Source organism: Streptomyces sp. NPDC101151 (genome assembly GCF_044768335.1).
Lineage (GTDB): Bacteria > Actinomycetota > Actinomycetes > Streptomycetales > Streptomycetaceae > Streptomyces.
Genome location: NZ_JBIWPP010000002.1, coordinates 311,318 through 323,569 on the forward strand (window position 1 = coordinate 311,318; position 12,252 = coordinate 323,569).

At 71.5% G+C, this 12,252-nt stretch carries 10 protein-coding genes; 3 read left to right on the forward strand and 7 right to left on the reverse strand.

The genetic code is table 11. The features are described 5' to 3' along the window. The first annotated feature begins 132 nt into the window (after nucleotides 1–132). The gene (locus ACIRU3_RS04510; protein ID WP_404051212.1) at nucleotides 133–1,422 is read left to right on the forward strand and encodes a citrate synthase; all 1,290 of its coding nucleotides are present in this window, start codon (nucleotides 133–135) and stop codon (nucleotides 1,420–1,422) included. A gap of 680 nt (nucleotides 1,423–2,102) precedes the next feature. Here the strand turns inward: ACIRU3_RS04510 and ACIRU3_RS04515 are convergent. The 4 genes from ACIRU3_RS04515 to ACIRU3_RS04530 form a co-directional block, all read right to left on the reverse strand. Next, complete coding sequence (locus ACIRU3_RS04515) at nucleotides 2,103–4,406, reverse strand: heavy metal translocating P-type ATPase (protein ID WP_404051215.1); 2,304 nt, start codon at nucleotides 4,404–4,406, stop codon at nucleotides 2,103–2,105. Nucleotides 4,407–4,527: 121 nt separating this feature from the next. Further along, complete coding sequence (locus ACIRU3_RS04520; RefSeq protein ID WP_404051218.1) at nucleotides 4,528–4,767, reverse strand: heavy-metal-associated domain-containing protein; 240 nt, start codon at nucleotides 4,765–4,767, stop codon at nucleotides 4,528–4,530. 74 nt (nucleotides 4,768–4,841) lie between these two features. Next, nucleotides 4,842–5,792 (reverse strand): PrsW family intramembrane metalloprotease, encoded by a 951-nt coding sequence (locus ACIRU3_RS04525; RefSeq protein ID WP_404051221.1) that lies wholly within the window; start codon nucleotides 5,790–5,792, stop codon nucleotides 4,842–4,844. An 85-nt stretch (nucleotides 5,793–5,877) separates the two neighbouring features. Beyond that, nucleotides 5,878–6,516 carry a TetR/AcrR family transcriptional regulator gene (locus tag ACIRU3_RS04530; RefSeq protein WP_404051224.1) on the reverse strand — a complete coding sequence of 213 codons (639 nt, stop codon included), beginning with the start codon at nucleotides 6,514–6,516 and terminating at the stop codon, nucleotides 5,878–5,880. 160 nt (nucleotides 6,517–6,676) lie between these two features. Between ACIRU3_RS04530 and ACIRU3_RS04535 the strand changes: the two genes are divergently transcribed. Then, on the forward strand, nucleotides 6,677–8,884 hold the full coding sequence (locus tag ACIRU3_RS04535; RefSeq protein ID WP_404051227.1) for an MMPL family transporter: 2,208 nt from the start codon (nucleotides 6,677–6,679) through the stop codon (nucleotides 8,882–8,884). A gap of 45 nt (nucleotides 8,885–8,929) precedes the next feature. Further along, nucleotides 8,930–9,973, forward strand: coding sequence for a zinc-dependent alcohol dehydrogenase family protein (locus ACIRU3_RS04540; RefSeq protein ID WP_404051229.1), 1,044 nt, complete (start codon nucleotides 8,930–8,932; stop codon nucleotides 9,971–9,973). Here the strand turns inward: ACIRU3_RS04540 and ACIRU3_RS04545 are convergent. The 3 genes from ACIRU3_RS04545 to ACIRU3_RS04555 all read right to left on the reverse strand — a co-directional run bounded on the left by ACIRU3_RS04545 (nucleotide 9,954) and on the right by ACIRU3_RS04555 (nucleotide 12,220). Continuing rightward, a complete protein-coding gene (locus tag ACIRU3_RS04545) occupies nucleotides 9,954–10,517 on the reverse strand; it encodes a GNAT family N-acetyltransferase (protein ID WP_404051232.1) in 564 nt (187 codons plus the stop codon). The two genes, ACIRU3_RS04540 and ACIRU3_RS04545, sit on opposite strands and share 20 nt — an antisense overlap. A gap of 122 nt (nucleotides 10,518–10,639) precedes the next feature. Beyond that, nucleotides 10,640–10,840 carry a helix-turn-helix transcriptional regulator gene (locus ACIRU3_RS04550; protein ID WP_399408627.1) on the reverse strand — a complete coding sequence of 67 codons (201 nt, stop codon included), beginning with the start codon at nucleotides 10,838–10,840 and terminating at the stop codon, nucleotides 10,640–10,642. 459 nt (nucleotides 10,841–11,299) lie between these two features. Next, complete coding sequence (locus ACIRU3_RS04555; protein ID WP_404051235.1) at nucleotides 11,300–12,220, reverse strand: helix-turn-helix domain-containing protein; 921 nt, start codon at nucleotides 12,218–12,220, stop codon at nucleotides 11,300–11,302. Nucleotides 12,221–12,252: the final 32 nt, after the last annotated feature.

The window sequence follows — 12,252 nt, forward strand, 5'->3', positions numbered from 1 at the left end:
AGGTTGGCGGCACTGAGTGCCGCCAATAGGCCCAATGGTCGACCCCGAGTGCACTCTCCTGAGCCAAATGGGGGATGGTAGAGACAGTCAGGGCACCTCGAAGATGAGGCACTACGTCGGGTGAGGGAAGACGTGAGCGACAACTCTGTAGTACTGCGGTACGGCGACGGCGAGTACACCTACCCGGTGGTCGACAGCACCGTCGGTGACACGGGCTTCGACATCGGGAAGCTCCGCGCCCAGACCGGTCTGGTGACTCTGGACAGCGGTTACGGCAACACGGCCGCCTATAAATCCGCCATCACCTACCTCGACGGCGAGGCGGGCATCCTCCGCTACCGCGGCTACCCCATCGAGCAGCTGGCCGAGCGCTCCACCTTCCTCGAGGTGGCGTATCTGCTGATCAACGGTGAGCTGCCGACCGTCGACGAGCTGACGACGTTCAAGAACGACATCACGCGGCACACCCTGCTGCACGAGGACGTCAAGAACTTCTACAAGGGCTTCCCGCGCGACGCCCACCCGATGGCCATGCTGTCCTCGGTCGTCTCGGCGCTGTCCACCTTCTACCAGGACAGCCACAACCCGTTCGACGAGAAGCAGCGCAACCTCTCCACCATCCGCCTGCTCGCCAAGCTTCCGACGATCGCGGCCTACGCGTACAAGAAGTCGATCGGCCACCCGTTCGTCTACCCGCGCAACGACCTCGGCTACGTCGAGAACTTCCTGCGCATGACGTTCTCGGTCCCGGCCGACGAGTACGAGCTGGACCCGGTCGTGGTGGCCGCGCTGGACAAGCTGCTGATCCTGCACGCCGACCACGAGCAGAACTGTTCGACCTCCACGGTCCGCCTGGTCGGCTCCTCGCAGGCCAACATGTTCGCGTCGATCTCGGCCGGCATCTCCGCCCTGTGGGGCCCGCTGCACGGCGGTGCCAACCAGTCCGTCCTGGAGATGCTGGAAGGCATCCAGGAAAGCGGCGGCGACGTCGACTCCTTCATCCGCAAGGTGAAGAACAAGGAGGACGGCGTCCGCCTGATGGGCTTCGGCCACCGGGTCTACAAGAACTTCGACCCGCGTGCCAAGATCATCAAGGCCGCCGCACACGATGTGCTCTCCGCCCTCGGCAAGTCCGACGAGCTGCTGGACATCGCCCTGAAGCTGGAGGAGCACGCGCTTTCCGACGACTACTTCGTCTCGCGCAGCCTCTACCCGAACGTCGACTTCTACACCGGTCTGATCTACCGCGCCATGGGCTTCCCGACCGAGATGTTCACGGTCCTGTTCGCCCTCGGCCGGCTGCCGGGATGGATCGCCCAGTGGACCGAGATGATCAAGGAGCCGGGTTCCCGCATCGGTCGCCCGCGCCAGATCTACACGGGCGTGGTCGAGCGCGACTTCGTTCCGGTCGAGGAGCGCTGACAGCTGCCGGCGAGGGGCGCCGATTGCCTGGTGCCCCGCCACGGGCACGGTCGAGCGCGACCTGGTTCCGCAGAGGAGCGCTGAACACACCGAGCGCGAGGGCCTGCCCGTCCGGCGGGCCCTGAATCGGTGTCGCAAAGGCGAAAGAAGAAGGCGCCCTGAGCCGCCGGTCCCCCCACGGGCCGACGATCAGGGCGCCTTCCCATGTCCCGGTGCGGATTCCCCCCACGGGATCCGGCCGGGCGCTCGGAGAGGACAGCGCCTGAATCGCTGTCTGAGCACAACGAGCAAAACCCGTCGTACTCCAGTGATGCGGTGCGATCTGCCGGGACAACGCACGCTGGGAGGGCCGCTCAAAGCTTCCCGGTGTACGTGCCCCGGCAACGCATCTCTGAGGAAGTCCCCCAAGACATCCCCAGATGCCAGTCAGCGCCCCCCAAGACGCTGGTCTGACATCGCCAACTTAGACCTTCGAACCCCTTCGATGGTTACGTTCGCATCACTGTGATCTGCGTCTCTTGCATATGTCCCTTAGGTGCGCAAGAGCCCCGATACGGCGATCGAGACTCAAGCGTAAGGATGATGCGCGAGCCTTGTGAAGAGCTTATGTGAGGCTCGCGCCGGACTCTAGAGGGACTCTTACTTCAGCTGAAGCGAACCCCCGGTAACCCCCGGCGACTTCAGCGGAAGCGGCGCAGTCGCAGACTGTTGGTCACGACGAACACCGAGGAGAAGGCCATCGCCGCGCCCGCGATCATCGGGTTCAGCAGGCCCGCGGCGGCCAGCGGCAGCGCGGCCACGTTGTAGCCGAAGGCCCACACCAGGTTGCCCTTGATGGTGGCGAGGGTGCGCCGGGAGAGCCGGATGGCGTCCGCGGCCACCCTGAGGTCGCCGCGCACCAGCGTCAGATCGCCGGCCTCGATCGCCGCGTCGGTGCCGGTGCCCATGGCGAGCCCCAGATCAGCGGCGGCCAGCGCGGCCGCGTCGTTGACGCCGTCCCCGACCATGGCCACGGCGCGCCCTTCGCCCTGCAGGCGTCGTACGACGTCCACCTTGTCCTCGGGGAGCACCTCGGCGATCACCTCGTCGATGCCCACGGCCCGCGCGACCGCCTCGGCGACCGTCCGGTTGTCCCCGGTGAGCAGCACCGGCGTGAGTCCGAGCGCACGCAGCTCGCGCACCGCCTCGGCACTGGTCTCCTTGACCGCGTCGGCGACGGCGAGGACACCGCGGGCCCGGCCGTCCCAGCCGACCGGGACGGCCGTACGGCCCTCGCGCTCGGCCTGCCGCCCGGCCCGGGCCAGCTCCTCCGGGAGTGACTCGAAAAGCCGCCCCACGGCCACCTCGCGGCCTTCCACGCGACCGCGCACGCCCTGGCCGGGGACGTTCTCGAAGTGCTCGACCCCGGGCAGCTGCCACCGGTCGTCCGCCACCGCGCGTGCCGGAGCGAGCCGCGCACTCGCCGCCTTCGACCGTTGCCCGGCGCCCGCCACGATCGCCCGGGCGACGGGATGCTCGGAGGCGTGCTCCAGGGCGCCCGCGAGCCGCAGCACCTCCTGCTCGTCCTCGCCCTCGGCGACGTACACCTCCTGGAGGGTCATCCGGCCGGTCGTGACCGTGCCGGTCTTGTCCAGGACGACGGTGTCGACGCGGCGCGTGGACTCCAGCACCTCGGGTCCCTTGATGAGGATGCCGAGCTGGGCGCCCCGGCCGGTGCCGACCATCAGCGCGGTCGGCGTGGCGAGGCCCAGCGCACAGGGGCAGGCGATGATCAGTACGGCGACGGCGGCCGTGAACGCGGCGACGACGTCCCCGGTGACCCCCAGCCAGACGCCGAAGGTGCCGAGCGCGATGAGGATGACCACGGGGACGAACACGGCGGAGATCCGGTCGGCGAGCCGCTGCACCTCGGCCTTGCCGTTCTGCGCGTCCTCCACCAGCTTCGCCATCCGGGCGAGCTGGGTGTCCGCGCCGACCCGGGTCGCCTCGACCACCAGCCGGCCGCCCGCGTTGACCGTGGCGCCGGTGACCCGGTCGCCGGGGCCGACGTCCGCCGGCACCGACTCGCCGGTCAGCATGGACGCGTCCACCGCGGAGACACCCTCGACGACCGTGCCGTCGGTGGCGATCTTCTCGCCGGGCCGTACGACGAAACGGTCGCCCACGGTCAGCGAGGCCACCGGCACGCGCACCTCGCGCTCGCCCCCGTCGTGGCGCAGCACGGCCACGTCCTTGGCGCCCAGCTCCATCAGGGCCCGCAGGGCCGCGCCCGCCCGGCGCTTGGAGCGCGCCTCCAGACAGCGGCCGAGGAGGATCAGCGCGACGACTCCGGCGGCGACTTCCAGGTAGATGGTGGAGGCACCGTCCATGCGCGAGACCGTGAACCGGAACTCGTCGTGCATGCCGGTCATGCCCGCGTCGCCGAAGAACAGCGCCCACAGCGACCAGCCGAACGCGGCCAGTGTGCCGACCGACACGAGGGTGTCCATGGTGGCCGCGCCGTGCCGGGCGTTGGTCCAGGCGGCCCGGTGGAACGGCAGGCCGCCCCAGACGACGACCGGTGCGGCGAGTGCGAGCGAGAGCCACTGCCAGTTGTCGAACTGCAGCGGGGGGATCATGGCGAGCAGGACGACGGGGACGGCGAGCAGTGCGGAGACGAGCAGCCGGTGCCGCAGGGCGGCCGGCTCGGGGTCCTGCTCGGAGGTCTCCGGGACCTCGGGTCCGGGCTCCGGCGGCGGGGGCTCCTCGGCGGTGTAGCCGGTCTTCTCCACGGTCGCGATCAGGTCGGCGACCCGGACGTCCTCGGCGTAGCTGACCTTCGCCTTCTCCGTCGCGAAGTTCACGGTGGCGCTCACGCCGTCCATGCGGTTGAGCTTCTTCTCGACCCGGGCTGCGCAGGAGGCGCAGGTCATCCCGCCGATGAGCAGCTCGACCTCGGACGGGCTGTCTATCGCGCCCGCTGTCTCTGCGATGGTGCTGGTCATGTCCGGACTCCAGACATCGGACCGGACCGTGCGGGCCCAGTATCAGCTGGTCGGCACGGCCCGGTCGAGGAAGGGTTTCGGGGCCCGCGACCCGGGGCGGGCCCGGTCGCTCACGTCCTGCTCAGGCCTTGCCGGCCAGCTCGAATCCGGCCTCGTCCACGGCGTCGCGGACGGTCTCGTCGTCGAGGGGCGCCACGGAGACGACGGTCACCTCGCCGGTCGACGCGACGGCCTTGACCGAGCTGACGCCGGGGAGCTGGGAGATCTCGCCGGAGACGGAACCCTCGCAGTGGCCACAGCTCATACCGGTCACCTTGTAGACGGTGGTGACGGAGTCCGAAACGTCGGTCTGGGCGGTCATGTCGTCGCTCCTCGTCGAGGTGTGTGGGGCCGGTGAGGTTCACGATGGAACCCCACGCTCCTCACACTATACCCCTAGGGGGTATTTCTCAACGAGGTGTCCCGGTGTGCCAGTGACCGCACCCAGGCGACGCCGAGCAGGGCGACGAGTGCCAGGCCGCCGACCGAGAAGAGCGTGAACAGGTGCTCTTGAGCGGCGCTGGGCCGCGGGATGTACCCCTGGGCGAACAGCTCGGGGGCCAGGTCGCCGCCCGCAACCCGGGCCACCAGCCAGACCGCGATGCCGTGCGTGGCGTCCCACAGAGCGTGCAGCACCGAGACGCCGAGAAAGGCGCCGACGATCGGCGTGGCGAGACGGAAGTGCCCGTTCGGGCGGCGGCAGGACAGCAGCACGCCGCCTGTGACCGCCGTCCACAGCCCGTGCCCGAAGGGGGCCGGCGGTCCGCGCAGGAACTCCGTCTCCAGCAGCGCCCTGAGGTCGATGCCGTCGGTGGAGACGGCCGCGCTGAAGGCGTACCCGCAGCTTTCCAGGGCCGCGAAGCCGAAGCCGACGGCCGCGCCGAGCACCAGCCCGGCCCGCATTCCGCGGATGCCCGGCTGCCGGCGCAGCACGAACACCAGGGCTCCGAGCTTGGCCGCCTCCTCGATCAGGCCGACGCCGACGAACATCCCCAGGGAGGGGCGGAGCAGGTACGACTCCGTCACGCAGGCGCCGAGCAGGCCGAGCGCGCCGCCGGTCAGGAAGCAGCCGAGGATCGCGCTGACGCCCAGGTCCCGGCCGTGCCGCTCGTACGCCCACAGCACGAAGACGACGGGGACCAGGAAGCCGCCGAGCAGGATGAGGGCGGGCAGCAGCGTGGTGTTCCGCGTCGTGTACGTGGCCAGCGCGGTCAGTACCCACAGGGCGAGCCCGCCGCCCAGACAGCGCCTCCACAGGCCCGCGCCGATGCGCGGGTACGGCGGCGGGGGCTGCCCCGGGCCGGGAATGCGGGCCCGGGGCATGCCGGGCGGTGGAGAGTGGGTCACCTGGTCCCCTAGGGCTCCTGCTGGGCGATCTATCCGCACTCTAGGCAGATGCGCCCCGTGTCGCAGTCCGGGTGCCCCCGTGGGGTCACTTGCGGCTGAGCCGGTCGCCCACCAGGGGGTCGAGGTAGCGGATCAGGACGTCCTTGACCTCCTGGACGTAGGCCGCCTGTTCGGTGCCCTCGTGGGCGAGGACCAGCTCCAGGCCGGCCTTGTAGATGCCGAGACAGACGTGGGCCGTGCGCGTGACGTCGGCCGGGGAGGCCTCGCTCAGGAGGGAGGCGAGCAGGCCTTCGATACGGCCGATCAGGGTGGCGTGCAGCTGGTCGTGCGCCTCGGCGATCCCGCCGGGGATGTCCGGGCCGTGCATCAGCGCGAAGAAGACCGGGTGCTCGGTGTTGAACGCGATGAACCGGTCGACGGCCGCTTCGATCGCCTCCTCCAGCGAAGTGGCGGGGTCGACGGGTGCCAGTGCCTCGCCGTACGTCTCCCGCATCTCGTGCATGAGCCGGTCGCCCAGCTCGACCGCGATCGCTTCCTTGTTCGGGAAGAACTGGTAGAGCGTGCCCGGTGAGACGCCCGCCTCGCGGGCGATGGCGTTGGTGCTGGCCGCGGTGTAGCCGGTGGTGCAGAAGACCTGGGCGGCGGCGGCGAGGAGTTGTGCGATACGGCGTTCCCCGCGCGCTTGGCGGCGGCGCGGCTGCTCCTTCTCCGAGATCTCGGACACGCGTTATCCCCAGCCCTTCGAAGGCGATTGACAAACACGAGCGGCCGCTCGCATTCTGGAGAAACGCGAGCGATCTCTCGTGTTTGCCAGTTTATGGCAATGACCGACCCATGCGGCCTGCCCGGACGCACATGGGTCAGGGTGAAGGGGACACCGCACGATGACCGAAGTCAACGAGGCGCCGCCCGCGGGGGACGGACCGCCCCGGCCCGGCGGCTGGACGCGATTCGTGACCGCGCGCCCGCGCCTGTCGCTGTTGGTGGCCCTGGTGCTCACCGCGCTCGCCGTGCTGGCGGGCAGCGGGGTCGCGGACCATCTGGGCAGCGGCGGCTGGGAGGACCCGGCCGCCGAGTCGACGTACGCGACCAAGGCGCTGGAGCGCGAGTTCCCGGACTCCCAGCCCAATCTGCTGCTCCTGGTGGACTCCGGCCGCGCCTCCGTCGACGACCCGGCGGTCGCCGCCGAGGCCCGCGGCCTGGCCGAGCGGCTGGCCACCGAGCAGGGCGTGACCGGCGTCGGCTCCTACTGGCGGACCAAGTCGCCCGGCCTGCGCGCCAAGGACGGCCACGAGGCGCTGATAGCCGCACGCATCACCGGCGACGAGAACGCGATGGGCAGGACCCTGGACCGCATCGCGCCCCACTACCGGGGCACGCACGGCACGGTCCAGGTGAAGGTCGGCGGCATCGTCGCGGTGCGGCACGAGATGCAGACGATCATCAAGGAGGACCTCACCCGCGCCGAGATGATCGCCCTGCCGATCACGCTGGTGCTGTTGGTGATGGTCTTCGGCAGCGCGATCGCGGCCCTGCTGCCGCTGGGCATCGGCATCGTCGCGATCCTGGGCACGAACGCGGTGCTGCGCGGCCTGACGTCCTTCACCGACGTCTCGGTCTTCGCGCTGAACCTCACCACGGCCCTGGGTCTCGGCCTCGCCATCGACTACGCCCTGTTCATCGTGCGCCGCTATCGCGAGGAACTGTCCACCGGGGCCGACCCGTTGACCGCCGTCGGCACGACTCTGCGCACGGCCGGCCGCACGGTCCTGTTCTCCGCCCTCACCGTCGCGGTCTCCCTGGCCGCCATGATGGTCTTCCCGCAGTACTTCCTGCGGTCCTTCGCCTACGCCGGCATCGCGGTCGTCCTGCTCGCCGCCGCGGCCGCCCTGATCCTGCTCCCGGCGGCCCTGATCCTGCTCGGCCACCGGGTCAACTCCCTCGACCTGCGCCGCCTCCTCGGGCGCGAGCCGAAGCCCTCCGGCACCGAAGGCACGGCCTGGGCGCGGACCGCCACACTCGTGATGCGCCGGGCGCCGCTCTTCGCTCTCGGCACCACCGCCCTGCTGGTGCTCCTCGGACTGCCCTTCACGGGCGTGAAGTTCGGCACCGCCGACGACCGCCAGCTGCCCTCGGGCGCCGAGTCGCACGTGGTGCAGCAGCACATCAGGGACGGCTTCCCGGGCAGCCCCGGCGGCGGCCTCGAGATCCTCGCCGAGGGCAGGGCCACCGAGACCCAGTACGCCGCCTACAAGCAGCGGGTGGCCGCCCTGCCCGAGGTGGTCCGGGTGGACGGCCCGCTGGTCAGGGGCGACACGGCGTACTTCACGGTGCAGCCCGAGGGCGAGACCGTCGACAGCGCCGCCCAGCGCCTGGTCGGTGACCTGCGCTCGCTGAAGGCCCCCTTCGACACCAAGGTGACCGGCACGGCCGCCGTCCTGGTCGACTCCAAGCACGCGATAGGCGAACGCCTGCCCTGGGCGGGAGCGTTCATCGCGATCGTCACCCTCCTGCTGGTGTTCCTGCTCACCGGCAGCGTGCTGATACCCCTGCAGGCCGTGGTGCTCAACGCGCTCAGCCTGACGGCGATGTTCGGCGCGGTGGTCTGGGTCTTCCAGGACGGCCATCTGTCCGGCGCGCTCGGCTTCACCAGCCCCGGCTCGATCGAGACGACCCTGCCCGTCCTGATGTTCTGCGTGGCCTTCGGCCTCTCCATGGACTACGGCGTGTTCCTGCTCTCCCGCATCAAGGAGGAGTACGACCGCACCGGCGACCACAACGAGGCGGTCCGCCACGGGCTGCAGCGCACCGGCGGGCTGATCACCGCGGCGGCGGTCATCCTCGCGGTGGTGATGGTCGCCATCGGCACCTCCCGGGTGACCAACACCAAGATGCTGGGCCTCGGTATCGCGCTCGCCGTCCTGATGGACGCGATGGTCGTGCGCAGCCTCCTGGTCCCGGCCATCATGCGGCTCACGGGCCGTGCCACCTGGTGGGCACCGGCCCCGCTGCGCCGCTTCCACCAGCGGTTCGGTCTCAGCGAGGGCGAAACGGTCGCTCCGGCGCAGGAGAAGGAGCCGGCACCGGTGTGAGATCCGGGCGCCCGGTGGTGCGGTCGGCGTGACATGGTGAGGCCCATGAGAGCCGTGGTGTTCGAGGAGTACGGAGAGCCGGCCGGGTTGCGGGAGGTGCCGGACCCGGAACCCGCCGAGCACGGGGTCGTGGTGCGGGTCGAGGCGACCGGTCTGTGCCGCAGCGACTGGCACGGCTGGATGGGGCACGACCCGGACATCACGCTGCCGCATGTGCCGGGGCACGAACTCGCCGGTGTCGTCGAGGCGGTGGGCTCCCGGGTGACCGGCAGTCGGCCCGGCGACCGGGTCACCGTGCCGTTCGTCTGCGCGTGCGGCAGCTGCCCCTCCTGTGCGGCCGGCGACCAGCAGGTGTGCGAGCGGCAGACCCAGCCCGGCTTCCACCACTGGGGCTCCTTCGCCCAGTACGTGGCGCTCGACCACGCAGATGTGAACCTCGTGGCGATCCCGGACGGCATGGCGTACGGCACGGCCGCCGCCCTCGGCTGCCGCTTCGCCACCGCCTTCCGTGCGGTGGTGCAGCAGGGCCGGGTGGCGGCGGGGGAGTGGGTCGCGGTGCACGGCTGCGGCGGGGTCGGGCTGTCGGCGGTGATGATCGCGGCGGCCTCGGGCGCTCGGGTGATCGCCGTCGACGTGTCGCCCCGGGCCCTGGACCTGGCGCGGAAGTTCGGCGCGGCCCAGTGCGTGGACGCGACCGGCGTGCCGGACACGGCGGCGGCCGTCCGGGAGCTGACCGGCGGCGGCGTCCACCTCTCCCTGGACGCCCTCGGCTCGCCCGCCACCTGTGCGGCCTCGGTCCGCTCCCTGCGCCGTCGCGGCCGGCACGTCCAGGTGGGCCTGCTGCCCTCGCCGGACGGCACCACCCCCGTCCCGCTGGCCCGCGCCATCGCCCTGGAACTCGAACTCCTCGGCAGCCACGGCATGGCCGCACATGCCTATCCGGGGATGCTGGAGCTGGTCGCCTCCGGGGTGCTGCGCCCCGACCTGCTGGTGACGCGGACGATCACGCTCGACGAGGCCCCGGCGGCCCTCGCCGCCATGGGTGCGGCACCGGGGGCGGGCGTCACGGTCATCGAACCGTGGAGCTGAGCGCGACCCACTCACGGTCGAGGATCGCCATGATCACCTCGTCCGCCCACTCGCCGTTCCGCCGCTGTGTCTCCCGCCGTACCCCCTCGACCACGAAACCCACCTTCTCGTAGACATGCAGGGCACGGCGGTTGTCGGCATAGGCGCCCAACTCGATACGGTGCAGACCGAGTTCCCCGAAGCCGTGGCCGACGATCAGCCGGGCCGCCTCGGTGCCGACCCCGCGGCCGCGGCCCCGTGGGCCGATGAGCGTGCGGAAGGTGCAGCTGCGGGCGTCCGCGTCGTACTCGTTCAGGACCACCTCGCCGAGGACCTCGCCGGTCGCGGGGTCGGTGACGGCCAGATCGAGCCGGTCGGGGGCGTCGGCCCGGGAGCCGTACCAGGACCGCACCCGCTCCAGGGTCAGCTCGGTGGACGGGTCGTAGGTGAAGCGGACGACCTCGGGGTCGGAGATGATCTGCCACATGATGTCGGCGTCGGCCTCGGTGAAGGGCCGCAGCACGGTCGTCCGGCCGGTCAGCACGGGTTTGACGGAGAAGCTCATGGGGCGACTGTGCCCCACATGGCAGGTGGGGCACAGGTCATTTTTCCGGGGGCCGGGTCCGGGGGGCCATGCCCGCGAGGTCAAGTCCGGGAGGTCATGCCCGAGAGGTCAAGTCCGGGAGGTCAGTCCTCTCTTCGGCCCCGGTTGCGCGGTCGGGAGGCGACCCAGGCGCGGACGGTGTCGGCGTACCAGTAGGGCTTGCCGCCCTCCACATGGTCCGGCGGAGGCAGCAGGCCGTGCTTGCGGTAGGACCGCACGGTGTCCGGCTGCACCCGGATGTGCGCCGCGATCTCCTTGTAGGACCAGAGCCTTCGGTCGGTCATGAGTCGTACCTCCCCGCGCGCACCGCGGCGGCGGCCGGGGGCGGCCGTCGGGGGAGCCGGGCGCTGCGCTGGCGATCACCAAGCCTGTGCCCGGTGAACGACACAGAGTGAACGCTGGAAAGCGGCTGTTGACCTGGTGTGACCGATAACCCGCATAGGCGTGACATGTGTGACAGGAAGGGGGTGTTTGTGACACGCCCGCAGCAAAGACCTGCCCCGGGCGGGCCCGACAGCACCCGGCACGGGAGGGCGGGCCGGACTCGCTGCGCCGAGCCCGGCCCGCCGGCTTCCCCGCACCTCCGCCGGCCTCGCGGCTCCCCCGTGGCCGAGCCGCCGGAGGCCTGCTTCCCCCGGAGTCGAGCGGCGGGGCGATCAGCGTCCCCCGACCGGTTGCCGCGGGTATTGGAAAAAAGCGCACCACGGCCGGGCCGGATCCTGCCGCCGGACTCCGCCCGCCCGTCAGGCGAACGGCGCGAGCCCGACGAGGGGACCTGGCGCCAGACTCGTCGCCTCGCCCGCCATCCGGTCCGGCACCGAGCGGGCCGCCGGCAGCCGCCGGGCCGTGAGGAACTGTCCGGGTGTGCAGCCCGTCATCGCCTTGAACTCGCCGCTGAGGTGCGCCTGGTCGTAGAACCCGCACAGCGCGGCGGTCTCCGCCTGCCCGTGCCCGGCCGCCAGCAGCCGCCGCGCCCGCTGCAGGCGGAGCACCCGGGCCGCCGCCTTCGGGCCGAGGCCGATCTGCTCCCGGAAGCGGTTCTCCAGCTGCCGTACGCTCCAGCCGACCTCCTCGGCCAGCCGGGGCACCGGGATCGCGCCCCGGCTGCGCCGCAGCAGCGACCAGGCGCGCACCACCCGCGGGGAGCCGGGGACGCCCGCCCGTGACCAGCGCAGCAGCACCTCGTCCAGCAGGGCGAAGCGCTCGGGCCAGCCTGGCAACGCGGCGAGGGCGGCGGCCAGTTCCGCCACGCCGGTGCCCAGCCGGTGCGGCAACTCGTCGGGGTCCAGGGACCGGTTGGCCAGTTCGTACTGGGGCGTGCCGAACAGGGTGAAGGCGGCCCACGGGGCGAGCAGGATCTCGATGCCGGAGAACCGCCCCGCGTGTTCGCCGAGGGCCGGCGTGGTGGTCAGGCCGTTGGCCACGGACACCAGGGTCGCCGGGGGCCGTCCGGGCCGGGAGATGCGCACGCGCTGCTCGAAGCCGAGCAGCAGCGTGGCCACGCCGATCGGTGCCTCCAGGCGGCGCCGCGGCCGGTCGAGCGCGACCCGCACCCCGCGGTAGCTGAGGACGCCGGGGCACAGGGCCGGATGGGGCCGCGCGACGACCGTCTCCCAGTCGCCGTGCGGCCCGTGCCCGGCCCGGGTCACCGTTCCGCTCGTCATCGGCCCTCCTCCGGAGCGCACCCGAGGCTCCA